The 23,360-nt window shown below is 70.1% G+C and carries 19 protein-coding genes and 1 tRNA gene; 13 read left to right on the top strand and 7 right to left on the bottom strand.

The window, feature by feature from the left end:
- Positions 1-257 precede the first annotated feature (257 nt).
- The 4 genes from dnaK to SS2_RS03295 all read left to right on the top strand — a co-directional run bounded on the left by dnaK (position 258) and on the right by SS2_RS03295 (position 4,251).
- Positions 258-2,108, top strand: coding sequence for a molecular chaperone DnaK (dnaK, locus tag SS2_RS03280; protein WP_066461044.1), 1,851 nt, complete (start codon positions 258-260; stop codon positions 2,106-2,108).
- The gene (locus SS2_RS03285; RefSeq protein WP_066461045.1) at positions 2,105-2,656 is read left to right on the top strand and encodes a nucleotide exchange factor GrpE; all 552 of its coding nucleotides are present in this window, start codon (positions 2,105-2,107) and stop codon (positions 2,654-2,656) included. The genes dnaK and SS2_RS03285 overlap by 4 nt, the downstream gene beginning before the upstream one ends.
- A gap of 115 nt (positions 2,657-2,771) precedes the next feature.
- Positions 2,772-3,779: a DnaJ C-terminal domain-containing protein gene (locus tag SS2_RS03290; RefSeq protein ID WP_066461046.1), complete on the top strand. Its 1,008-nt coding sequence runs from the start codon at positions 2,772-2,774 to the stop codon at positions 3,777-3,779.
- A gap of 4 nt (positions 3,780-3,783) precedes the next feature.
- On the top strand, positions 3,784-4,251 hold the full coding sequence (locus SS2_RS03295) for a heat shock protein transcriptional repressor HspR (protein ID WP_066461050.1): 468 nt from the start codon (positions 3,784-3,786) through the stop codon (positions 4,249-4,251).
- Positions 4,252-4,274: 23 nt separating this feature from the next.
- Here SS2_RS03295 and SS2_RS03300 read toward each other — a convergent pair whose 3' ends face one another.
- A complete protein-coding gene (locus tag SS2_RS03300) occupies positions 4,275-5,114 on the bottom strand; it encodes a phosphotransferase (protein WP_083941652.1) in 840 nt (279 codons plus the stop codon).
- A 244-nt stretch (positions 5,115-5,358) separates the two neighbouring features.
- Here SS2_RS03300 and SS2_RS03305 point away from each other — a divergent pair, with 244 nt between their 5' ends.
- Entirely contained in the window at positions 5,359-5,664 is a 306-nt protein-coding gene (locus SS2_RS03305; RefSeq protein ID WP_066461053.1) for a DUF1540 domain-containing protein, read from the top strand.
- 110 nt (positions 5,665-5,774) lie between these two features.
- Here the strand turns inward: SS2_RS03305 and SS2_RS03310 are convergent, their stop codons facing one another.
- Positions 5,775-6,533 carry a hypothetical protein gene (locus SS2_RS03310; RefSeq protein WP_066461055.1) on the bottom strand — a complete coding sequence of 253 codons (759 nt, stop codon included), beginning with the start codon at positions 6,531-6,533 and terminating at the stop codon, positions 5,775-5,777.
- 187 nt (positions 6,534-6,720) lie between these two features.
- On the opposite strand from SS2_RS03310, the gene SS2_RS03315 reads away from it, so the two are divergent.
- Positions 6,721-11,262, top strand: a complete 4,542-nt coding sequence (locus SS2_RS03315; protein ID WP_066461058.1) for a sigma-70 family RNA polymerase sigma factor — start codon at positions 6,721-6,723, stop codon at positions 11,260-11,262.
- A 24-nt stretch (positions 11,263-11,286) separates the two neighbouring features.
- On the opposite strand, the gene SS2_RS03320 is transcribed toward SS2_RS03315, so the two are convergent.
- Complete coding sequence (locus SS2_RS03320; RefSeq protein WP_066461060.1) at positions 11,287-11,973, bottom strand: winged helix-turn-helix domain-containing protein; 687 nt, start codon at positions 11,971-11,973, stop codon at positions 11,287-11,289.
- Between the two features lie 225 nt (positions 11,974-12,198).
- Positions 12,199-12,837 carry a uracil phosphoribosyltransferase gene (gene upp, locus SS2_RS03325; protein WP_066461062.1) on the bottom strand — a complete coding sequence of 213 codons (639 nt, stop codon included), beginning with the start codon at positions 12,835-12,837 and terminating at the stop codon, positions 12,199-12,201.
- 112 nt (positions 12,838-12,949) lie between these two features.
- Here upp and tadA point away from each other — a divergent pair, with 112 nt between their 5' ends.
- The gene (tadA, locus tag SS2_RS03330) at positions 12,950-13,444 is read left to right on the top strand and encodes a tRNA adenosine(34) deaminase TadA (RefSeq protein ID WP_281178656.1); all 495 of its coding nucleotides are present in this window, start codon (positions 12,950-12,952) and stop codon (positions 13,442-13,444) included.
- Between the two features lie 47 nt (positions 13,445-13,491).
- Here the strand turns inward: tadA and SS2_RS03335 are convergent, their stop codons facing one another.
- A complete protein-coding gene (locus tag SS2_RS03335) occupies positions 13,492-14,295 on the bottom strand; it encodes a Sir2 family NAD-dependent protein deacetylase (RefSeq protein WP_066461157.1) in 804 nt (267 codons plus the stop codon).
- 183 nt (positions 14,296-14,478) lie between these two features.
- Between SS2_RS03335 and SS2_RS03340 the strand changes: the two genes are divergently transcribed.
- Positions 14,479-16,050, top strand: a complete 1,572-nt coding sequence (locus SS2_RS03340; protein WP_066461064.1) for a peptide MFS transporter — start codon at positions 14,479-14,481, stop codon at positions 16,048-16,050.
- A 55-nt stretch (positions 16,051-16,105) separates the two neighbouring features.
- Here SS2_RS03340 and SS2_RS03345 read toward each other — a convergent pair whose 3' ends face one another.
- Positions 16,106-16,783 carry a hemerythrin domain-containing protein gene (locus SS2_RS03345; protein ID WP_066461066.1) on the bottom strand — a complete coding sequence of 226 codons (678 nt, stop codon included), beginning with the start codon at positions 16,781-16,783 and terminating at the stop codon, positions 16,106-16,108.
- A 171-nt stretch (positions 16,784-16,954) separates the two neighbouring features.
- Here SS2_RS03345 and SS2_RS03350 point away from each other — a divergent pair.
- Positions 16,955-17,044 (top strand) — tRNA-Ser (locus SS2_RS03350).
- A 126-nt stretch (positions 17,045-17,170) separates the two neighbouring features.
- Here the strand turns inward: SS2_RS03350 and SS2_RS03355 are convergent.
- On the bottom strand, positions 17,171-17,785 hold the full coding sequence (locus SS2_RS03355; RefSeq protein ID WP_157607172.1) for a hypothetical protein: 615 nt from the start codon (positions 17,783-17,785) through the stop codon (positions 17,171-17,173).
- Between the two features lie 121 nt (positions 17,786-17,906).
- On the opposite strand from SS2_RS03355, the gene SS2_RS03360 reads away from it, so the two are divergent.
- From SS2_RS03360 to SS2_RS03375, 4 genes are all read left to right on the top strand, one after another.
- A complete protein-coding gene (locus SS2_RS03360) occupies positions 17,907-19,772 on the top strand; it encodes an FUSC family protein (protein WP_157607173.1) in 1,866 nt (621 codons plus the stop codon).
- A gap of 182 nt (positions 19,773-19,954) precedes the next feature.
- On the top strand, positions 19,955-20,536 hold the full coding sequence (locus tag SS2_RS03365) for an NADPH-dependent FMN reductase (RefSeq protein ID WP_066461071.1): 582 nt from the start codon (positions 19,955-19,957) through the stop codon (positions 20,534-20,536).
- A gap of 42 nt (positions 20,537-20,578) precedes the next feature.
- The gene (locus tag SS2_RS03370) at positions 20,579-21,880 is read left to right on the top strand and encodes a hypothetical protein (RefSeq protein ID WP_066461072.1); all 1,302 of its coding nucleotides are present in this window, start codon (positions 20,579-20,581) and stop codon (positions 21,878-21,880) included.
- Between the two features lie 31 nt (positions 21,881-21,911).
- Entirely contained in the window at positions 21,912-22,829 is a 918-nt protein-coding gene (locus SS2_RS03375) for an LLM class F420-dependent oxidoreductase (RefSeq protein WP_066461073.1), read from the top strand.
- The last annotated feature ends 531 nt before the right edge of the window (positions 22,830-23,360 follow it).

Raw genomic sequence — 23,360 nt, forward strand, 5'->3', positions numbered from 1 at the left:
TCTGTCCAGGCGCGACCGATAACTACCGACTGCGAAGGATGCCCACTGCGTTCCTCTCGCCGAGGGGTCGGGAATACATGTGTGGGCGACGGGGTTGAGCCACATAGACTCAAGTTTGAGTTCCCGAGCTTGCGCATCGCGGGCGGGGGGCGCAGACTTGAGTGGAAGAGACTCAACCAGCACGCCGAGCGGCCGCGCCGCCGGTCGTCGGACGCCGCGGGGAGACCCGCAGGCGCAGGCAAGGGAAGGCAACACACATGGCACGTGCAGTCGGAATTGACCTCGGAACCACCAACTCGGTCGTCTCGGTCCTCGAAGGTGGCGAGCCCACCGTCATCGCGAACGCCGAAGGCGCCCGCACCACCCCCTCCGTCGTGGCGTTCTCCAAGACCGGCGAGGTTCTCGTCGGCGAGATCGCCAAGCGTCAGGCAGTCACCAACGTCGACCGCACCATCACCTCGGTGAAGCGTCACATGGGCACGGACTGGACCGTCTCCATCGACGACAAGACCTACAACGCGCAGGAGATCTCCGCGCGCATCCTCGGCAAGCTCAAGCGCGACGCCGAGGAGTACCTGGGCGAGCCCGTCACGGACGCGGTCATCACCGTCCCGGCCTACTTCAACGACGCTGAGCGCCAGGCGACCAAGGACGCCGGCCAGATCGCCGGGCTCAACGTCCTGCGCATCGTCAACGAGCCGACCGCCGCGGCCCTCGCCTACGGCCTGGAGAAGGGCAAGGAAGACGAGCTCATCCTGGTCTTCGACCTCGGTGGCGGTACCTTCGACGTCTCCCTCCTCGAGGTGGGCAAGGACGAGGACGACTTCTCGACCATCCAGGTTCGCGCGACTTCCGGTGACAACCGCCTCGGTGGCGACGACTGGGACAACCGCATCGTGGAGCACCTGATCAAGGAGGTCAAGAACTCCTCGGGTGTCGACCTGTCCAAGGACAAGATCGCCCTGCAGCGTCTGCGCGAGGCTGCTGAGCAGGCCAAGAAGGAGCTCTCCTCGGCCACCAGCACCAACATCTCGATGCAGTACCTGTCCATGAGCGAGAACGGCCCCATCCACCTGGACTCCAAGCTCACGCGCGCGCAGTTCCAGCAGATGACCCAGGACCTCATCGACCGGACGAAGGCACCGTTCCACGCCGTCATCCGTGACGCGGGCGTGTCCATCAACGACATCGACCACGTCATCCTCGTCGGTGGCTCGACCCGTATGCCCGCGGTGACCGAGGTCGTCAAGGAGCTCACGGGCGGCAAGGAGCCCAACAAGGGCGTCAACCCGGACGAGGTCGTCGCCGTCGGCGCTGCCCTGCAGGCCGGTGTCATCAAGGGTGAGCGCAAGGACATCCTGCTCATCGACGTGACCCCGCTGTCCCTGGGTATCGAGACCAAGGGCGGCGTGATGACCAAGCTCATCGAGCGCAACACGGCCATCCCGACCAAGCGCAGCGAGATCTTCTCCACCGCGGACGACAACCAGCCCTCGGTGCTGATCCAGGTCTTCCAGGGTGAGCGCGAGTTCGCCCGGGACAACAAGCCGCTGGGCACCTTCGAGCTCACCGGCATCGCGCCGGCTCCGCGCGGGGTTCCCCAGATCGAGGTCACCTTCGACATCGACGCCAACGGCATCGTCCACGTCTCCGCCAAGGACCGTGGCACGAACAAGGAGCAGTCGATGACGATCACCGGTGGCTCCGCGCTGCCGAAGGAAGACATCGAGCGCATGGTCCGCGAGGCTGAGGAGCACGCGGCCGAGGACAAGGCCCGCCGCGAGGAGGCCGAGATCCGCAACCAGGCCGAGTCCTTCGCCTACTCGACCGAGAAGCTGCTCAAGGACAACGAGGACAAGATCTCCGAGGAGATCCGCACCGAGGTCCAGGCCGCGATCGACGACGTCAAGAAGGCCCTCGAGGGGACTGACGTCGCCGAGGTCAAGGCCAAGCAGGAGACGCTGAACACCGTCGCGCAGAAGATCGGCGAGGCGCTGTACGCAGCGCAGTCCGAGGCGCCCGAGGGTGCGACCGCGTCTGAGCCTGCCGGTTCCGAGGAAGACGTCGTCGACGCCGAGATCGTCGATGACGAGGAAGAGGCCAAGTGACCACCAACGACAGCGCCTCCGGCGCAGACGGTACGGATCCGCTGGAAGGACTCGACTTCGAGCCGAGCCAGCAGGCCTTCGATGTCGATGCCGACCAGCCCACGCCCGAGCTCACCGAGCTCGAGAAGGCACAGGCGGAGTCGGCGGAGCGGCTGGGCGACCTGCAGCGCCTCAACGCGGAGTACGTGAACTTCTCCAAGCGCGCCAAGCGCGAGCAGGAGCTGGCACGCAACCGCGGCATCGAGGACCTGCTCGTCGGCCTGCTCCCGGTGCTCGACGACGTCTCGCGGGCACGCGCCGCAGGTGACCTCACCGGGCCGTTCGAGGCGATCTCGGACAAGCTCCAGGCAACCCTGACGCGCTTCGGCGTGGAGTCCTACGGGGAGGTCGGGGAAGAGTTCGACCCCGCCGTCCACGAGGCGCTCATGCACCAGTCCTCCCCGGATGCCACGTCGACGACGGTCACGGCCGTCATCGAGACCGGCTACCGGATCGGCGACCGGATCGTGCGCGCAGCGCGCGTGGCGGTCACCGGACCGCAAGACTGACACCTGCTCCACCCTGCGAGCCCGGACCCGTCCGGGTCCGGGCTCGCAGCACACGACACAGTCATCAGCTCGCCCGTGCCCGGCACGGTGAGCGCAGCAGACGAAAGGAGGCGCCTTGACCGGTCAGGATTGGATCGAGAAGGACTTCTATGCCGCTCTCGGCGTCTCGAAGGACGCGGACGACGCCACGATCAAGAAGGCGTACCGCAAGCTCGCCCGCAAGTACCACCCGGACCAGAACTCCGGTGATCCCACGGCAGAGGCCAAGTTCAAGGAGATCGGCGAGGCGTACTCCGTGCTCTCCGACCCCGAGGAGCGCCAGCAGTACGACGCCATCCGCGCGATGGCCGGCGGCGGCGCCCGGTTCTCGGCTGGGTCGGGCGGACGCGGGTCCGCAGGCTTCGAGGACCTGTTCGGCGGGATGTTCGGCGGTGGCGGCGGAACCCGCACGCAGTACTCCACCCGTGGTGGAGGCGGCATGCCTGACGGCTTCGACGACATCCTCAGCTCGATGTTCGGCGGCGGCGGTGGCGGCCAGACCGGCTTCCGTCCCAACCCCCGTGCCCAGGCCGGGCGGCCCGGCGAAGACATCGTCGCGACGACGACGCTCCCCTTCCGCGACGCGGTCGAGGGATGCACCGTCACGCTGAACGTCGAAGGTCGCACGGTCACCGCACGTATCCCCGCCGGGGTCCGCGACGGGCAGAAGATCCGCCTGCGCGGCAAGGGTCGCCCTGGGACCGGCGGCGCGCCGGCCGGTGACCTGACGATCACCGTCTCGGTGACCCCGCACCCGGTCTACTCGGTCGACGGCACCAACCTCCGCATGACCGTCCCGGTCACCTTCGCCGAGGCTGCCCTCGGTGCGCAGATCGAGGTGCCGACCCTGGACGGCTCGACCGTCAAGCTCAAGGTGCCTGCGGGCACTCCCTCCGGCCGGGTCCTGCGCGTCAAGGGACGCGGTATCGCGACGACCAAGCAGACGGGTGACCTGCTCGTCACCGTCCAGGTCGTCGTCCCCCAGAAGCTGACCAAGGAGGCCAAGCAGGCCGTGGAGGCCTTCGCCGCCGCGACCGAGGGCGACGACGTCCGCGCCGGGCTGCTGGACCGAGCGAAGGAGTAGCGACATGCGTCTGGAGAGGGCTTTCGACGGCAGCCTGCGTGAGGACGAACCTGCGTTCGCGATCTCCCGCGCGGCTGAGCTCGCGGGCATGCATCCCCAGACTCTTCGCCAGTACGACCGCCTCGGCCTCGTCTCCCCTCAGCGGACGGCGGGGCGGGGGCGCAGGTACTCCCTGCGTGACATCAGCCAGCTCATCGAGGTGCAGCGGCTCAGCCACGAGGGCATCAACCTCGCGGGGATCAAGCGCATCCTCGACCTCGAGGCCGAGGTCCGCCGGCTGCAGCACCGCGTCGAGCTGCTCGCCGCCGCGGCCGACCCCGGCTCGCGTGTCTTCACCGCCGGTTCCTCCGGCGACGTCGTCGCGGTCCGCAGAGGGCAGCGGTTCCGCCGTCGCGGCCGCGGGCGCGAGCAGCAGCCGGGTGACGGCCCCCAGGACAGCGGTGCCCTCGTCCTCTGGCGCCCTCAGCGCTGACGTCCTCTGACTGACGCTCGCAGCTATCGTCCGATCCGCCGCAGCTCCTCATCGACGACGAGGGTCGCGTCAGGCAAGAGCTCACGTTCAGCCGGGTCGATGTTCGTGAAGGCGCTGCGGACGGAGGCTGCATCGGTGAGGTAGGGCCTGAAGTTCTCGTCCGCCTCCCGGGTGAAGTGACGGAGCATGCGCTGCGCCGCGCGCGCGTACTCGTTCCCGTCGACGACCACCTCGGCGAAGACAAGAGCGGTCGTCGCGAGATCCACCCCTGCTGAGCCCAGCCTGGCCGACTCCCAGTCGATGACCCGTGGTCCGTCGGCGGTGAGCAGGACGTTCCCCGGGTGCAGGTCGAGGTGAAGCATGCTGGTCCCCGACCTGGGAGCGGTGGGCGCGGGCACGCGCGCGATGGTGCCTGCGGTTCCTGGCGGGCTGTCCAGCCTGACCGTAGGGATCGGGGGGAGGGGGAGTGCGTGCAAGGAGGAGTGCAGATCAAGGAGGATCCGCACGCCCTGGGACATCGAGACCTCGCCGGTGTCGAGGGCCTGGAGCAGGTTGGGTCCGTGCAGGCGTTCCAGGATGAGGTCGGTCCCGTCAGCCTCGATGATGCGGGCCGTCGGATATCCCAGTGAATTGAGGTGTCGCAGCAGGTCGATGTTGGGATAGGTGAGAGCGCCCGTGTGCAGCCGCCGCAGCACCTGGGTGTCGTTCATGAGGTAGACATCCGCGTTGCGTCCGCGCACGATCAGGTGCGCGGAGTCTGCGATGTAGTCGCGACTCTCGCGCGTCGTGCCGCCGTCGGGTGCGGGGGTGTCCGCGTCGGCGTGGCGGCCGTCGCCCAACGCACTGGGAACCTGGACGTCCATGTAATCACGGTAGACCCGACAGCCCGGGAGCGCACCCAGTCGCCCGCCTGCGCGGATGTGGCTGACATGCAGGAATGTCGATCAGCTATTTTCGAATACGCAACAATGCACTCTCCTAATGTGGTGGTTAAAAGGCTCGAGTAAGTAAGTCCTTGCTTGCTAGGCAAGAATTCCCCTGCGGGTTTACGGTGGACTTCACGGCGTGCCGAGACAGTGTGCACCCGCCCCGAACGTTGGAGGAATCATGAGTGCACTGCTCGATCTGCCCCACGTCAGTGAGTGTTCCGTCGCGACCTGCGGCTATAACCACGACGGCTGCCACGCCGGCGCCGTGACGGTCGCCGGACATTCTGGCTCCGCTGAATGCGTCACGTTCATCCCGCTGTCTCACAAGGGCGGCCTCGACAAGGTCGTCGGCCAGGTCGGCGCCTGCCAGCGCAGCGAGTGCGTGCACAACGCCGCCCTGGAGTGCACCGCCTCGTCGGTCCGGATCGGAGCTGGCCCGTCGGCGAGCGAGATGGCGGACTGCCTGACATACAGCCCTCGCTGACCCCAGCCACACGATGCCCGCGCCCGCACCGGGTGCGGGCATCGCTGCGCCCAGGCGCTGCGTGCCGTGCTGTCGAGTCGTCGATGACAGTGACCGGTCGAGCGGTGGTGCTACCTCCGGCGGTGCGCGGCGAGCAGCGCCGCGGCGGCGGAGTGGGTCGGGGGGAGCTCTTGGCGCCACACTCGTGGAGGGTGCCTGAGCACCGCGGAGATGCCGAGGTCGCTCGCCGACCCTTCGATGCGTCGGGCCAGGGCCTGTCCGGCGGCCTCCGTGGTGTCTTCATGGTCAGCGAGGATCACGTAGAAGCCGCCGCCGAGCGCTGCGGTCGGTCGGCCTGCGCCGAACACCTCGGTCAGCGTGCGGCCCATGCCTGCTGACCGTGCGACACGCTCCCACAGCGAGAGGTTCTCCAGCCCCACGTCCACGAAGAGCAGGGTGCTGCAGTCTGCGGGACGCGTCGAGGACTGGTACGCCTCGAGCAGCCGGACGATGAAGTACTCCAGGGTGTGCAGGCCAGACCCTGCGTCGATGCACCCGATCGCCGGGGCGGCGATGGCCTGACCGTCCACCCAGCCGAGGGTCAGCGCGCGCACGTCCGAGACCGGCACGCTGCGACTGATCGTCGTGAACAGACAGGTCAAGTCGTCGATGGCCTCCCCGATCCCGCATCCGGCGTCGGCGCGTGCGAGGCCGAGCCCTTCGCAGGCGGGTTCGGTCGGCGAGCCGCGGGTCAAGGCCACCAGGAGCGCGTCCACGCTCGGGTGGTACCAGTCGTCGGCGTGCCGCCAGACGGACGACAGGCTCGACGCGCGCCACCGCTCACGCAGGGCGTCGAGCGGGGGCAGAGTGCCCTGGACGAGGAGGTTCACGTCATCAGAGACAGGTCTGAGGGAGATTCATGACGCGGATCGGCGAGGGGATTTCTGCGAACTGCGGCGAGTGTGCTGGTCAGGGGCCTATGGCAGCGTGACACGCCCGGATCTGCGCCCTCTAGACCTCTCACCGCATGTCAGGCAAAATGCATGGGGGCATCCAGATGTGCGAGACGGGGGTGGAGTGACCCAGGACCAGCTGTCTTCGTGGAGCCCACACTCCTCGGACGCCGAGCTGATCGCCGCCGTACGCAACGGGGCGACGGCGGCCTTCGGCGTGCTCTACGAGCGTCACGCCGGGGCGGCGCGCACCGTCGCGCGCCAGTACATGAGCGCCTCCGGAGGCGCGGACGACGTCGTCGCCGACGCCTTCGCCAAGGTCCTGGCTGTCCTGGTCGGTGGTGGTGGACCGACCACCGCCTTCCGCGCCTACCTCTTCACCGTGGTGCGCCGCCTCGCCTACGTGGCCGTCAACCAGAGCCGCCGGATCCTGCCCACCGACGACGCGGCCTTCGAGTCGGTCTTCGGGCCGTCGGCCTCGAGCGAGGAGCCGGCCCTCGAGAAGTTCGAGCGGAGCACCGTCGCCAAGGCCTTCAAGGCACTCCCAGAGCGGTGGCAGGCCGCGCTGTGGTACTCCGAGGTCGAGGGCCTCACCCCGGCCCAGTTCGCTCCCAGCCTGGGGCTGACGGCCAACGGAGCCGCCGCTCTGGCCTACCGCGCCCGCGAAGGGCTGCGCCAGCAGTACCTGCAGCAGCATCTCTCGACCTCCCTCGACGCCGGTTGCGCCCAGACCGGTCCCTTGCTGGCCGGCTACGTCCGTGGCGGGCTGTCCAAGCGCGACCTGGCTCTCGTGGAGAGCCACCTCGAGCCCTGCGGTGAGTGCCGCGGCCTGCTCGTCGAGCTCGGCGACGTCTCCCACGGCATGCGGGCGATCATCGCGCCGCTCGTGCTCGGGACCGCTGGCGTCGGCGCCCTCGGAGGGCTGCCGCTGTGGGGGACCGCTGTCGCTGCGACTGGGGCTGGTGGTGCGGGGGGAGTGCTCGAGGCGACCGGGAGCAGCAGCGGGGCGGGTGGCGGTTCGGCAGCAGGGACGAGCTCCGGTGCTGGCGCAGGTACGACTGCTGGCTCTACCGCGGGTTCTGCCGCTGGGGCAGCCGGCACGGGCCTCGCAGGAACCGCGTCGGGTGCGGGGATCGCGGGGATCGGCGCAGCGCTCGCCGGCGTCCCGGCGCTGCTCGTCGCAGCGGCTGCGGTCGTCGTGGTGGGCGTCGGCGTTGCGGTCTCAGCAGCCCTCGGGGTCTTCTCCGACGAGACCGAGGCGCCGCTGGCGGCGTCGGTCCCGAGCGCGTCCCCCGACACCGACGCCGGCTCGTCCCCGTCGCCTGACGCGGCGGCGAGCGACCCGACTGACCCGGCCAACACCCTCGTGCCCGACTCTGCGCCGACCGGCGAGGCAGAGGCGCCCGCCGACGGGACGATGCCCGCGCCAGGCGCCAGGGCCGCCACCCCTTCCCCGAGCGCGAGCCCCGGCACGACCGCACCGCCTGCGGCGTCGGACCCGACGCCGGGAGCAGCGGGTCCGCGCCCCGCAGCTACCCCTGGCCCTGGGGGCCAGCCGGCGACGGATCCGGCGACGGATCCCACGGCAGAGCCGCCGGCCGGTCCCACGCCTGCGCCCTCGACAGACCCGACCACCGAGCCCACGACAGAGCCGACACCCCCGCCCGCAGCCCCGGCCGCCCTGGAGCTGAGCTTCGGCGCCGGGACCGAGATCGTGGCACGCCAGAACAACACCGTCGCGGTGTCGCTGCGCAACACCGGGGGAACGGTCGCCACGGACGTCGCCGTCTCCCTGACCGTCCCAGGGACCCTGCGCTTCGTCGCCGACTCCGCGAGCGGCGGTGTCTTCGGTCCGCGCCTGCTCCGGACGTCGGCCGAGGGCTGGTCCTGCGCCGCCTCCGGAGCGGACACCGACACCCAGGTCGTGCACTGCGTCGTCGACGAGATCGCCCCAGCGGCAGACGTCACCCTCACGCTCACCTTCTATGCCGAGGACGCCGTCACGGCAGACCTCGCGGCGCAGGTCTTCGTGGGCGAGGATGCGGTCGGGGACCCCTGGCCGTTCACCTCCTCGGTCGTCTCGGCTCCGCCGCGGCTGTCCGCCAGCGTCGCACCGGTCGCAGAGCTCGTGGCCGGCCGGCCCGGGCACCTGGCGCTGACCGTGGCGAACGGAGGTCAGCTGCCGGCCGCTGACCCGGAGGTCGTGCTCGCCCTGCCGCAGAACAGCGGCATCGGGTGGCGCGACGCCCCGATCGTCCCGGCGCCGGGCAGCACGCCTGGCTGGTCGTGCTCGGTCGCCGACGACGCGCTCGTGTGCGGCGGACCGCAGATCGACGGCGATCGCTTGGCCACCGTCATCGTGCCGGTCGCGGTGGCCCCCGGTCCGTCCTTCACCAGGGCCGTGTCGCCGACGACGACCTTCGCCGGGTCACCGGAGCCTGCGCCTGCGATCCGTCCCTCCGAGCTGTCGGTCCTGCGTGAGGGGCTGTCCGCTGCGAGCATCCTCGCCGGGCCGCTGCAGGTGGCGCACATCGCTGGGCCGTTGGGAACCGCACCCCATCTCACCGTGCCAACCGTGCCAACCGTGCCCACCGCACCCGACGGCCTCACTGTGCGCGAGGCTGTGCTCACCTGGTCCGGGCTGGACGCCGACGGTCGTGACGCCCAGGCGCTGTCCACGGTCGAGCTACGGACCGACGCCGGTGGGTTTGCTCGCGAGCAGGTCGTCGGGACTGCCGCGGTCCAGCCGCCGGGGGCCGAGGGGGCGAGCAGCTACTCGGGCACCGCAGATGTCACCGCGCTGGTCACCGGGCACGCTGCGCCCGGTCGATGGTCCCTCGCGCCGGTCGAGGGGGCCGTGCTGCCTGATGATCTCGTGTGGTCGTTGACCGTGGTCTACGCTCACGCCGGGCTGCCCGACGCGACCGTCGCGCTGCTTCTTGCAGACCCCGCCGCTGCCGGCGCGGCAGCACGCCCTCTGCCGCTCCCGGCCTCCGGTCCGGTCCGCGTCGCCATGACCGGCACGGTGCGCGGCGGCGTCGCCCTCGACGATCCCCTCCGTCGTGACCTGACGGTCAACGGAACCGCCCTGGCCCCGGTCACCGGTGGCCTCACGGATGTCGTCACCTACCGCTCGGACGACCTGCTGCCTGTCTCTCAGGGCGTGCACAGCCCGTTGATGCTGTCCCTCGATCCAGGGTCGTCCGTCCACTCCGTCCTGGCCGTGCACTCCTCAGCCGCGGCTGAGCGCCCTGAGCCCGCACTGACCGGCGTCCTCGATCAGCCCCAGCCAGTCGTCACCGCCCCGGCCGTCTCGGTCGAGGTCGCCGATGCGGTGGAGATCGGGGACGGGGTCGAGGTGCCCGTCACGGTGCGCAACGACTCAGGCGTCGACCTGGCAGACGTGTCGGTGACCGTCACCCTGCCCGCGGGGATCACCACCCCGACAGGACAGGCGTGCGCGGCAGCCCCTGTCGCGCCGACGGACGCGGCAGCCCGCGCCGCGCAGTCACCGGACGGCGGAGCTGCCGTCCCCGCCACCGTCACCTGCCTCGTCGGTCCGCTCGCAGCCGGGGAGACGGTCGTCGTCACCGTCGCCCTCGCCGGCGTCGACGGCCTCGTGGTGAGCGGGGAGGTGGGGTACTCAGTCGTCGGGACCGATCCGGTCACCGGCGCCGGCGCCGAGGCGAGCGGTGCCTTCGCTGTCACCGCCCACCCCGGGCTGGACGTCCGCGGCACGTGGCGTGGAACGGTCGCGGTGACCGAGGTCGGCGCACCGCTCATGCGGTGCTCCCCGCTCAGCTGCTGGCTGGCCAGCGGCGGATGGTGGTCCGACGCGACCAACGACCTGCTCGCCATGCGTCCGCTCAACGACGCCGGCGGCGTGACCTCCTCGTCCTCAGCCACCGTGACGATCCCGGTGGGGGCGACGGTCAAGCACGCAGGTCTGTACTGGTCCGCGAACCGCACGGCCACAGACCGCTTCACCCAGGACCTCACCTCCGCGCGGCTGCGCGCACCGGGCACCGGCACCTACACCGCCGTCACCGGCGAGGTGCTCGGCGAGGTCTCCGACAGCACAGGGCGAGTCTCCTACCAGTCCTACGCCGACGTCACAGAGATGGTCGCCGCGCACGGTGCCGGAGAGTGGTCGGTGGCCGACGTCGCGCTGGCGGGCCACTCCGACGGCTCGGGGTGGAACGGCATCATCGGCTCCCGCGACCTCTACGCGGGCTGGTCTCTCGTCGTCGTCTACGAGGACGCGGCGTTGCCGACCGGGTCGGTGACGGTGCTCGACACCCCCGTCGCGGTGACGCGAAGCTCCGGGATGACCTTCAGCGTCCTCGACGAGGCAGCCACCACCACGACGCTGGGCGTCGTGGCCTGGGAGGGTGACCGCCAGGTGACCGGTGACCAGGTGCTGGTCAACTCGATCCCGGTGCGACCGCACGCGGGCGAGGGCGCCTCTGGTCGTGCGGTGCTCGGCTCCGCACAGGACGCCTTCTCCTCTGTCGCGTGGGGCTCGAGGACACGCTACGAGAACACCCTCGGCGTGGACGCCAAGAAGTTCGAGCCTGCCGCGACGGCGCCCGGTGCGACCACCGTCTCGGCGATCACCACGGGCGACGAGTACGTCGTCGGGGTGGTCACCGTCACCAGCCGCTGACGAGGATCAGCCGGTAGCCGCAGCTCACCCTGCCTGAGCCGCCTCGATGACCTCGACGTACTCGCTGCGTGCGAAGCGGTAGCCGGCGCCACGCACGGTGATGATCTGGTTCTCCAAGCCGAGCTTGTCACGCAGGCGCCGTACGTGGACGTCGATGGTCCGGGACGCGGAGTCGACCTGCTCGGCGCGCCACACCGACAGCAGCAGCTCCGAGCGGGAGACCACACGACCGGCTGACGTCACGAGGTGGGCCAGCAGCTCGAACTCCTTGTAGGTGAGCTTCTGCTCCGCGCCGTCTGCCGTGACCTGCCGGGCGGGCAGGTCGATGCGCACCCGCGGGGAGAGGTCGACGTCGAAGACCGGCGGACTCCGCCGGGTCGCCTCTGCGGTGTCGCTCGAGCGCGATGCGGCGTCGAAGACGCCTGCATCGGACCACAGCGGCGTGTGCGCGATCACCTCGAGGGCAGCCAGCCGTTGGCGCAGCGCACCGAGGTCCTCGGTGCGCGGGGAGCGGGGCCCGGCGTCGCCCAAGGACAGCGCGGTGAAGGTCTCCGCGGTGGGCAGCAGCTCGCGGGCGAGCTCACCGAGGGTCTCGGCGAGCTCGATGATCTCGGCGGCGTGCCGCCTGCGGTCGGCGGGGTTGACGCCGACCCACAGCAGGAAGCCGGGCTGGGGGCGTGAGGTCGTGGAAACGTCGATGGGGGCCGTCATGGCACTCTCCGGGTATGCGTGGTGTCCCGGTCGCGGGACTGGTCGTCGGACTGTTCTGAGGCGTCAGAACCGACAACACGCACGGCCGCACGCGGACATGACGGGGCGCACCGAGGTGGCGGCGTCAGTCAGGCGTGGGCTGTTCATAGGGGAAGAGTCGCAGGAGAACGCCCGATCACCTAGAGATGATCGGAAAGTCTCACATGGTGGCCACGGTGGCGTGGGTCAGTCGACGACGCCGTACAGACGGTCGCCCGCGTCGCCGAGCCCGGGGACGATGTACCCGTTCTCGTCCAGACGCTCGTCGACCGCCGCCACCACGACCTTGACGTCGACCCGGTCACCGATCGCCTTGTCGAGGATCTCCAGGCCTTCGGGGGCCGCGAGCAGGCACACGGCGGTGACGTCGCGCGCGCCGCGGTCGAAGAGGAAGTTGATCGCCGCGACGAGCGTCCCGCCGGTCGCGAGCATCGGGTCGACGAGGAAGCACTGGCGACCGGTGAGGTCGTCGGGGAGGCGGTTGGCGTAGGTGATCGCCTCGAAGGTCTCCTCGTCGCGCTGCATGCCCAGGAAGCCGACCTCGGCCGTGGGGAGCAGGCGGGTCATGCCGTCGAGCATGCCCAGGCCAGCGCGCAGGATCGGCACGACGAGCGGGCGCGGGTCGGCGATCCGGGTGCCGACGGTCTCGGTCACCGGCGTGGTGATGGTGTGGGGCTCGGTGCGCACCTCACGGGTGGCCTCGTAGGCCAGGAGCGTGACGAGCTCGTCGACCAGCAGCCGGAACGTCGGGGACGCCGTCTCGATGTTTCGCAGGACGGTGAGCTTGTGGGCGACCAGAGGGTGGTCGATGACGTGCAGGCGCATGCCCCCAACTTACCGTCTTGACGGGCATGCGCTGACAGGACCTGGGCAGGACCCGCGCGCACGCAGGTCAGGTCACGTGCAGACGCGTCAGGCCGGGCGATAGGCTCGAGCGGTGCCAGATCCTGCCGACCAGCCCATCCCCGTCCTGGACCGCGCCGAGCGCGAGCACCTCATGGGGCTCGCCATGGCCGAGGCGACCCTGGCGACAGCCACGGGCGACGTGCCCGTCGGCGCGATCGTCGTGGGACCTGACGGGACCATCATCGGCCGAGGTCACAACGCTCGCGAGGCCACCGGCGACCCCACCGCCCACGCGGAGGTGCTCGCCCTGCGGGAGGCCGCGCAGGTGGTGGGGGAGTGGCGGCTGTCCGGCTGCACCCTCGTGGTCACCCTCGAGCCCTGCGCGATGTGCGCCGGAGCGATCCTGCTCGCTCGGGTGCCACGTCTGGTGCTCGGGGCGTGGGACGCCAAGGCGGGTGCGACCGGCTCGGTCTGGGACCTCGTGCGGGACCGGCGGATGAACCACCGCGTCGAGGTGCTCGGCGGGGTCCGTGAGGCCGAGTGCGCCCAGCAGCTCGTCGAGTTCTTCGCCCAGCACCGGGTCTGACACCCGGGCGCGGCCCGCTGACGGGAGCTGACCGGCCTCGACGCCGATCAGCTGCTGGCGCCGAGGGCGTCCGCGAGGGCGCGCAGCGTCGTCGTCGTCCCGGCGTCGAGGGTGAGGGCTGCGAGGTGGTCGCCGCGGGTGGCGCCGCGGTTGACGATGGCCACCGGCTTGCCAGCCTTCGCCGCGTGCTTGACGAAGCGCAGGCCTGAGTGGACGGTCAGCGAGGACCCGGCCACCAGGAGCGCGGTGGCGTCGTCCACCATGGCGAAGGCGCGCTGCACCCGGGCCTTGGGGACCATCTCCCCGAAGTACACGATGTCGGGCTTGAGCAGGCCGCCGCAGCGGTCGCAGTCCACCGGGCGGAAGTGCGCGGTCGCCTCGATGACCGCGTCGGCGTCGGGGGCGATCTCGATGTCCTCGACGCGGCCGACGGACTCCACGAAGCCCGGGTTGGCAGCCTCCAGGCGCACCGCCAGAGACTCACGCGAGACCAGCGTCCCGCACTGCAGGCAGACGACCCGGTCGAAGCTCCCGTGCAGGTCGACGAACTGGGAGGTGCCGGCGGCGGCGTGCAGGGTGTCGACGTTCTGGGTGATGACGCCGGTGAGGCGGCCCGCGATCTCCAGGTCCGTGAGAGCGCGGTGGCCGTCGTTGGGGTGAGCGCGGCGCACGTGCTGCCAACCGACGTGGTTGCGGGCCCAGTAGTGACGACGGAAGGCCGGGTCGCCGATGAACTGCTGGTAGGTCATCGGACGGCGCTCCGGGGACCCTGGTCCGCGGTAGTCGGGGATCCCGGAGTCGGTGGACAGGCCAGCACCGGTGAGGACAGCGAACGGGCCCGCTGAGAGCAGGCCGACGAGCGCGTCGAGCTGTTCACCGGAGAGGTGCTGGTCAGACCCTGATTCGTTGACAGGGCTGGGCTGGGCTGGACGACGGGCGTGGTCGGTGAGTGAGGCATCCACCCCTTCAGGCTACGTCGTCGCGGTGACCTGCGAACTCGCCTCATCCCGCGGACCGGACATAAAATTGGGCGCATGCGACCTTCTGACAGCCGACCCCCAGGTCCGAAGGAGCGGCGGATCGCCTCGGGGTCCAACGCCACTGACACGAGGTTCTTCGGTCACCCGCTCGGCCTGATGACCCTCTTCGGAACAGAGTTCTGGGAGCGGTTCAGCTACTACGGGATGCGCGCCATCCTGCTGTACTACCTGACGGACGCCATCGCCGACGGCGGTCTGGGGCTCGCCCCGGAGACCGGCCTCGCGATCACCGCGATCTACGGATCCTCGGTGTACCTGCTGTCCGTCGTCGGAGGCTGGTGCGCCGACCGGCTCATCGGAGCCAGACGCTCCATCCTCTACGGCGGTGTGGTGATCGCCATAGGGCACGTGCTGCTGTCGGTGCCGGCCGGCCCGGGGTACTCCTACTCAGGGATCGTGGCCGTGGCGATCGGGACCGGGCTGCTCAAGCCCAACGTCTCGAGCCTGGTCGGAGAGCTCTACGAGCGCGACGACGACCGGCGCGACTCGGGCTTCTCGATCTTCTACATGGGCATCAACATGGGGTCCCTCGCGGCGCCCTTCGTGGTGGGGATCGCCCGGTCCATCGGTGGTTTCCACGCCGGGTTCGTCGTAGCGGCCATCGGTATGGCCTTCGCCCTGGTGTTCTTCGTCCTGGGACAGGCGCAGCTGCGCGGGGCCGGCGACGAGGTGATGAACCCGATCAGGCGCGAGGAGCGCCCCCAGGTGCTGCGTAGCGCGCTCGCCATCGGCGCACTCATCCTCGTCCTGGGGATCGTCGCGCTCGTGGTCACCAGCGTCAAGGCAGGAGAGCTGGCCTTCGGCCCTGAGGGCATCGTCAACCTCATCAGCTACCTGGCCTTCGCTGCCCCGATCCTCTACTTCACGGTCATGCTCCGCTCGCCGAAGGTCACCACCCCAGAGCGCTCGCGCATGCTGGCCTACATCCCCCTGTTCGTCGCGGCGATGCTCTTCTGGATGATCTTCGAGCAGGCGTCGTCGTCGTTGTCGGCCTTCGCTGCGAGCAAGATTCATCTCAACTTCGCCGGGGTGACCATCCAGCCGGAGTTCTTCCAGTCGGTCAACCCAGCCTTGATCGTCCTCTTCGCGCCGGTCTTCGCGTGGCTGTGGATCAAGCTCGGTGACCGCGGGCCGAGCACGGCGGTGAAGTTCGGCATCGGGCTGGCCATGGCGTCCCTGTCCTTCCTGTTCCTGTCTGCCATGACGGCGCTCGCCGGTGACGCCAAGGTGAGCTCCTGGGTGCTGGTGGGGACGTACCTCATCCAGACCATCGGGGAGCTGTGCCTGTCCCCGGTCGGGCTCGCCGCAACCACGCTGCTGGCGCCTGCGGCCTTCCGGTCCCAGGCGATGGCCCTGTGGTTCCTCGCTCCGGCGGCCGGGCAGGCGATCACCGCGCAGATCGTCTCGGCCACAGCCGACCTGGCCGACAACTTCGCGGCGTACTTCGGCACGATCGGGCTCATCACGCTCGTGCTCACCGGAGGGTTCTTCCTGCTGACGCCGTGGATCACCCGGCACATCGCCGAGGGCGAGCAGGTCGTGGGAGTCGCGCCGGCCGGACGGTGACCGCACGACCGTGTGCTGCGCCGCTCGCCTCGCCGCTCGCCCTGCAGGGACGCGGCTAGGTGAGCGCGGCCGGCGGGAACAGGCGACGCTGATCAGCCTCGAACTGGCGGTGCCCGACGGTCTTGTAGGCCAGGCGCGCCGGCAACGGAAGGTTCTTGCGGAGCCAGGCCTCTCGCTCTGCCGGAGACATCGAGACGAGGAGCCACCCGAGACGGACAAACATCCGGTCCCGGGGCAACGCGCTGCGCGCGGCCTCGCCGATCCGGTCCCACTCAGCCTGGGACAGCATGACGCTGGCGAGCGGGAGGATGTCGTCCTCCTCGGCGCCCAGGTGCAGCACGAGCGTGGTGCGGATCGAGTCGAGAGCCGCCAGCACGGTCTGCCTGGCGGCGGGGCTCGCGGTCGCCTCGAACTCGGGGAGGACCTCCTCGAGCTCCTCCGTCAGTGCGGCGACGACGGCGTGCTGGGCGCGCATCTGATCTACGTGGAGCGCGCAGGCGGGGACCCGCGTCACGAGGGCGTCGCCGAGCACCTCGTCCTCGATCGCGTGGTGGTTGTGCAGTGCTTCGGTGATCTCGCGCAGATGCTCGGCGACGACCTTCGCCCGGGTCGCGTCGGCGTCGGGGACACCGCGGATGAGCGGCCGGGCCTGGGTGAACAGGTGCCGGAAGAGGTTGTGGACCACGAGCATGTCGGCTGTGTCGCACCCGAGAGACGTCGGCGTGTCGTTCATGGCTCTCCCGATGGGTCATCAGCGTGTCGACGGGCTCTAGGACAAACGGTTCCTGGGATTGCCGAGCGTCGCAACACGGACAGCCGGCCGGCAGCAGATCGCGGGGGAGGGCGTGCGGGCGCCGGTGCCGATTTAGTCGATCGGGCGTCGAGAAGGTACTGTTCTGGGCGAGGTAGCGTGTCCGAGCGGCCTAAGGAGCACGCCTCGAAAGCGTGTGTGGGTGAAAGTCCACCGTGAGTTCGAATCTCACCGCTACCGCCATCGAAGGGCCCCACCCGCAGATCCTGCGGATGTGGGGCCCTTCGTCGTACCCGGGCCTCCATGGGCCACCGTCGTGCCCGCAGCCTGCAGGCAGAGCAGCGCTCGGCCGCCGTCGTCATCGCCGTCTTACAGGCTCCCGCCGGCCTCGACTCTCATGCCGCACATCCACCAGTCTCCGTCGAGTCGCATCGGTTCCTCGCAGGCCATGCCCCACATGTCCCGGCCCTCCGGTGAGGTGCCAGGCGTGAACCAGAATCCTCCCGCATCGTCTACCCATCCGGCCCATTGCGGTATGAAGACGCCCCCGGACCCGTCCGTCGAGACGTAGCCGTAGACCGCCATGGCTTGGAGTGATCGCGGAAGATCGGTGTCGTGCCTGGCGGCACCGGCTGCCGAGACAGTCGGGAGCGCGGCAATCTGCTCGAGCTGGGGGCGCATGGCGGTGAACAGGGCGTAGGCGCCGGGATACGGCACGCTCGGCGACGCGAGGGCAGCGACCAGACCGACCGCGATGACCGGCGCCGCGATCCACCGGGGTCGTGCCAGCCGGAGGGCGATCCAGACGAGGAGGCCGAGAGCGACTGCGGCACCGACCCAGCGGACGTACACCCCTGGGCCTCGTGGCCACACCATCCATCCTGCGGACTGAGGAAGCAGGTCGTGGCTCGCGAGCGACGACGCGATCCGCCCGGAGAGCGCAGTGAGCCACGCGACGACGCCAGCCAGCACCGCGATGGTCATGAACCTCCGCTGATGGTGATGCGCCATCGTCATGTCGGAACAGTAGCGCCCGCGCGAGGTCTGCATTTCGGTCGTACCGTCGAGGAGGTGAGAATCGCGGCTCAACGGCGGGGGAGGCTCTGTGAAGAGCTCAGGTGACGGCCCAGGCGGCAGGTCCCCGAAGCGCCCCAAGGGCAGCCCGATGCTCATCGTGCTGATGATCATCGTGGTGCTCCCCGGTGTGCTGCTCGCCGATGCCTGGGGGGCGGGCTCGGTGGGGATCATCGGCGGGCTGACGGGTATGTTCGCGCTGGTCGCATTCATGGGTGGGCCGCTCCGGTCTGACCTCCGCGTGGCTGCGGTCATGGGGCCCCTGCTGATCTTTGCCGCAGCTGTCCCGCGCTTGGTGGCCGAGGCCTCGCGACCGGCGGCGATAGCACTCGTCGTGCTGCTGACCTTCGTAGCCGCACTGCTTCCTCTGGTCGGCCCGCGCTTCGCCAACGCCGGGATGGGGCTGGGGATGACCGCGGTGTACGGATACGGCTATGCGCCGGTGGGTGGGGCGGACCACCGGCAGGTGTTCGCGGCAGCGATCGCGGGCGTCGTCGTGGCGCTCGTCCTGCGCATCCTCATGGGGATCTCCGACCCGTCCAAGCCGACGCGGGAGCAGGTTGCTCAGGTGCTCGTGGCTGACGATCCCACGACCGCCACGACGACTGCCTTCGGCACCTGGCTCAGCGACGGCAGGCAGCGCTGGCTCGCCGAAGCCCTGGAGGGAGCCTCGCGCTATCGTCTGGCCCTGCACACGGCAGGGCTGGCGGGCGCGGGAGGACCAGACGACGCCGCGCTCCGAGGGCGGGCTGGGGATCTGGCGGACCAGCTGAAGACCAAGGCGAGGCGGGACACGTCCACCCGGCCCTCTCCTGCACCGACTGCCTCGGCGACCTCGAGGAACCCGATGGCGCCGTCGACGTCGGCCGTCGCCGAGGCGCCTCTCGCCGACGCCGCCCGCGCCCTGGACGCCGTCGAGCAGGCAGTCGTGACGCGCGACACCACCGCGGTCCAGCTTGATCGTGACCGGCGCCACCAGCTCCAGGACGCGGTCCTCCACCCGTCTGCCAGGCTCCAGTCCATCCAGGTCCGTCACGCGTTGCGCACGGCCTTCGCGATGCTGGTGATGCTGGTGATCACCTCCGGTCTGGAACGAGGCGACCCGCTGGTCTCGACCGTGCTGCTGACGACCTTCGGCATCCTGCAGGCCAGCTGGAGAGACACCGCGACGAAGGCGAGGAACAAGATCATCGGTCTGGTCTCGGGTTCCCTCGCGGTGGCCGTCGTCCTGCTGGTGGTCCCGTCCCGCAATCTCGTCCTCGTCTCAGTCGTCGCACTGTGCCTGGGGCTCTGGTACATCGTCACCCGCCCGGCGCTGGGCGCTGCGTTCATGGTCATGGTCAGCGTCGGTTTCAACTCCGCCTCCCGTGACCTGAACGCCGTCACCCTCCTGGCGCAGTACGTGGGACTCACCCTGACCGCAGTGCTGGTCGGACTGGTCCTCGGCTTCGTCGTGGTCCCTGGTTTCCGTCCCGAACCTCTGCGGCGACGCATCGAGGCAGCGATCGAGGCCACCTCGACTGCGCTCCGTGCCTCCTCGGCCAGCGCAGGGCTGCGACAGCCTGAGGAGATCGCCCTGGTCCGGGATGCCGTGCGCAAGCAGGACGAGCTCGTGCCTGACCGCGACCCGCTCGACGACCGGCAGCTCGCCGAGCTCGACACGCTGCGGGACGGGTTGCGCAACCTGACCGTCCTGGCCGACGCCACGGAGCTCACCCGCGACGAGCTGGACCACGTCCTCCTGGCACTGAGTCCGGGTGACCAGCAGGGACAGGCCGAACAGGACGACACCGCCCCCGAGGACTCCGGCTCGGCATCCTCGACCCTGTGGGACCTGGCGCTGCAGGCTGGCTCAGCCGAGCGGTACCTGCTGCGGACGCTGCCTGCCAGCAGCTGAGGCGGCCCGCTGCGTCTGCAGTCGGTGCGCGGTCTGGCAGACCCAGGGCCGACCGCGCTGAGGAGGGCAGGACCGCCGCCGCTGTGGCCGGAGCGGGGTCTCGGGCGTAGGTTCGCAGGAGCGCTCGCCGCCGGGTGAACGCCGGGCCGCAGTCATGGGCTCACGTTCCACGGAGGTGAGAGATGACCACGTACACCGTTGGATACCTCGTCGGCAGCCTGTCCCGCGAGTCGATCAATCGCACGCTCTCCAAAGCCCTCATCAGGCTCGCGCCGCCGTCGCTGACCTTCACCGAGATCGGCATCGGCAACCTCCCGCTCTACAACCGTGACCTCGACGCGAGCTATCCGCCGGCTGCCCTTGAGCTCAAGGCGGCGATCGAGGCCGCGGACGCGGTGCTGTTCATCACCCCGGAGTACAACCGCTCCCTGCCCGGCGCGTTGAAGAACGCCCTCGACTGGGCGAGCCGGCCGTGGGGGGCCAACTCGCTCACCCACAAGCCCTCCGGCGTCATCGGCGCCTCGCCCGGGGCACTGGGGACGGCCCTGGCCCAGCAGAGCCTGCGCGGGGTGCTCGCCTTCTGCAACGCACCGCAGATGACCGCACCGGAGGCGTACATCCACTTCCTCCCCGACGTGTTCCTCGAGGACGGCACCGTCGCCAACGAGAGCACCGAGGAGTTCCTGCGGACGTACATGCAGGAGTTCGCGGACTTCGTCGAGCGGGTGCACACGATCCTGCCGCAGCGGCGCGGGCAGGGCTGATCGGCGTCGCCTCCACGCGCGCTGGTGTGTGAGACTCGAGACATGCACGACCTCTCTCCAGACACCGACCAGCTCACCCTGGTCCCCTTGTACATCGCGGTCGAGCCACGTGACCCGCGGGGTGAAGGTGCCCTGTCGGACGAAGCCATCGAGCACATCCCCGCGGCCACCCTGGGTGAGGTCGCCGAGGTCCTCATCCAGCTGGGCGTGCCCGCCGACCTGCTCGACGGCGCGGTGCTCGGTGCGCCGGGCTGGGTCATCGCCCGCACGGTGGGCTGGAGCGACGGGCGGATCGTGCGGTGGGCCCCGGACGAGAACCCGGTCAACGGGCCGTTCCCCACGCTGTCCAGCGACGACGTCGCGACCTACCTGTCACGGGCGATCGACGTGAGCTGCCGTGTCGCCAGCGACCTGGAGATACCGGGCCACAGCCTGGGCGAGGATGCGGTGGGGCTGATCATCGAGCAGCGCTCAGGCGCCGTCGTCGGCGGCATGCGCTCCACCGACCTGCCGTGGCTGGCCCACCAGGTCTCCTCCGACCTGTGGTTCACGCAGATCGACGGGACGTCGATCGTGACCGGCGTCGACCCGGCGACCGACCTCGAGCCCGTGGTGACCAGCGCGTCCCCGGTGCCCAACGTGGGGCTCGAGCGCAACGGGCCGTGGCGGCGGATGGGGCTGGTGCGCTCAGGGGCGATCGTCACGGCCCACCAGTGGGGACCGCAGTGGTTCCGGGTGGACCCCTCCGGAGGCGCCGACCCAGACTCCGACGTGCTCACTCTCGTCGACAACTACTTCGACGCGCCGAGCGCCGACGCGGAGGACATCGCCCAGGAGTTCAACCTGGGTCCCGCCCAGACCGACCAGCTCGCGGACCTGCTCGACGACGCCGACGCCGACGACCCCTTCACCACGCTGCTGCGCCTGCTCGACCTGCCGGTCGAGGCCGCCGAGGTGGCCGAGGGCTGGTTGCCGCCCGCCGACCTGACAGACGTCCGCCGGGTCGAGGCGCAGTCGATGGCGGGGGCCTTCTGGTCCTCCCTCACCACGGTGCCCACCGAACCGGGCGTCCTCAACGACCTGCAGCGGATGTGGATCCAGCGACCGCGGTCGTACTGGGTGCTCACCATCGCCGAGGCTGTCCTCTGCCTGGGGGGAGCGGTGGCTCTGCTGCGCGCTCCGCGGAGCGGGGCGTCGCGGTATCCCCGGTTGCGCAGGGCCGGTGGGCGGGCGCTCGCCGCCACCGCTGTCCTCAACGCGCTGGACATGGCCGTCCCGCGGCGCTGGCGCGGCCACGGTGCCACGAGTGATCCCACTCGCGCCGGCGAGGGCGCTCAGGGATGAGCCCCTCCCAGGCCTTGTCTAGGCTGGTGACATGGACCTGAGAATCTTCACCGAACCACAGCAAGGCGCGACCTACGACGACATCCTCACCGTGGCAAAGGCCACCGAGGACCTCGGTTTCGACGCGTTCTTCCGCTCCGACCACTTCCTGGCGATGGGTGGCGACGGCCTCCCGGGGCCGACCGACGCCTGGCTGACGCTCGCCGGGCTCGCCCGTGAGACCTCGCGCATCAAGCTCGGCACGCTCGTCACCTCGGCGACCTTCCGCCACCCCGGGCTGCTGGCCATCCAGGTGGCCCAGGTCGACCAGATGAGCGGCGGTCGCGTCGAGCTCGGACTCGGCGCCGGCTGGTACGCCGAGGAGCACAGCGCCTACGGCGTGCCCTTCCCGGCCAAGCGTTTCGGTCTGCTCGAGGAACAGCTGGAGATCATCACCGGTCTGTGGGGCACCCCGGTCGGTGAGCACTACTCCTTCGCCGGCAAGCACTACACCCTCGAGAACTCCCCGGCCCTGCCCAAGCCGGTCCAGTCGCCCGTCCCGGTCATCGTCGGCGGCAACGGTCCCAAGCGGACGCCCGCCCTGGCTGCCCGCTTCGCGACCGAGTTCAACGCAGCCTTCCCCGAGATCGCGGACATCGCGCCGATGTTCGCGCGCGTGCGGGCTGCGTGCGAGGAGATCGGCCGTGACGGCGACGACCTCACGTACTCCACGGCGCTGGTGCTGTGCGTGGGTCGCGACGAGGCAGAGTTCGTCAAGCGCGCGGCTGCGATCGGCCGGGAGCCGGACGAGCTGCGCGAGCACGGTGTCGCCGGGACCGTGAGCGAGGCTGTGGACCGTCTCGGCGAGCTCTCCGCCGCGGGGGCCGAGCGCGTGTACCTGCAGATGCTCGACCTGGCCGACCTCGACCACCTCGACCTGGTGGCCCGCGAGGTCGTCCCGGGGCTCTAGCCCGACCGGACCTCCCACAACCCCCTCACCAGGGCGTCGACCGCTGTCGGCGCCCTGGTCGTCTGCGTGCCCCAGGCTCGGCGTCCACCAGGTGGACACGCCTGGCGTCCAGGATCCGGATGCCGACGCGGCGATGGGAGCGCGACCATCGCGCCCTGGCGCGCATCCTGGGGCCTGTCGCCGTACGCAGTGACGAAACGGCGTGGCTGGTCAGCGCCTCAGAGAGCGGTATCACGAAGTGGGCAGAAGTCAACCCCCTATCGGCGAACTCCGCGCGAGTATGACGATTTCTCTCTGACGAGCAATGTGATCTGACTCACACTGGCCGGCCGGTGTGCGACCGAAGAGCGCGGTGCATGCTGGCATCTTCCAGCCCCGTCGACCCGCTCACCGCCTCGCCGACCACGTTCCATCCACGTCCCACCCCACGTCTCGTCCCGCGTCGCTCCTCATGTCGCACCGCACGCCGTCAGACGCCGCCAGCGCAGCCGTCGTCCCCACCAGCTGACCTGCTCATCACGAGCACTCACC

This window comes from Sanguibacter suarezii NBRC 16159, from assembly GCF_001552735.1.
Classification (GTDB): Bacteria; Actinomycetota; Actinomycetes; order Actinomycetales; family Cellulomonadaceae; genus Sanguibacter; species Sanguibacter suarezii.

Bases quoted from the DNA above. Each gene is read 5' to 3' on its own strand.
- dnaK (WP_066461044.1), top strand. From the start codon at position 258: ATGGCACGTGCAGTCGGAATTGACCTCGGAACCACCAACTCGGTCGTC.
- SS2_RS03295 (WP_066461050.1), top strand. From the start codon at position 3,784: ATGCGTCTGGAGAGGGCTTTCGACGGCAGCCTGCGTGAGGACGAACCT.
- SS2_RS03300 (WP_083941652.1), bottom strand. From the start codon at position 5,114: ATGGACGTCCAGGTTCCCAGTGCGTTGGGCGACGGCCGCCACGCCGAC.
- SS2_RS03305 (WP_066461053.1), top strand. From the start codon at position 5,359: ATGAGTGCACTGCTCGATCTGCCCCACGTCAGTGAGTGTTCCGTCGCG.
- SS2_RS03320 (WP_066461060.1), bottom strand. From the start codon at position 11,973: ATGACGGCCCCCATCGACGTTTCCACGACCTCACGCCCCCAGCCCGGC.
- upp (WP_066461062.1), bottom strand. From the start codon at position 12,837: ATGCGCCTGCACGTCATCGACCACCCTCTGGTCGCCCACAAGCTCACC.
- SS2_RS03340 (WP_066461064.1), top strand. From the start codon at position 14,479: ATGCGACCTTCTGACAGCCGACCCCCAGGTCCGAAGGAGCGGCGGATC.
- SS2_RS03345 (WP_066461066.1), bottom strand. From the start codon at position 16,783: ATGAACGACACGCCGACGTCTCTCGGGTGCGACACAGCCGACATGCTC.
- SS2_RS03355 (WP_157607172.1), bottom strand. From the start codon at position 17,785: ATGACCATCGCGGTGCTGGCTGGCGTCGTCGCGTGGCTCACTGCGCTC.
- SS2_RS03365 (WP_066461071.1), top strand. From the start codon at position 19,955: ATGACCACGTACACCGTTGGATACCTCGTCGGCAGCCTGTCCCGCGAG.
- SS2_RS03370 (WP_066461072.1), top strand. From the start codon at position 20,579: ATGCACGACCTCTCTCCAGACACCGACCAGCTCACCCTGGTCCCCTTG.
- SS2_RS03375 (WP_066461073.1), top strand. From the start codon at position 21,912: ATGGACCTGAGAATCTTCACCGAACCACAGCAAGGCGCGACCTACGAC.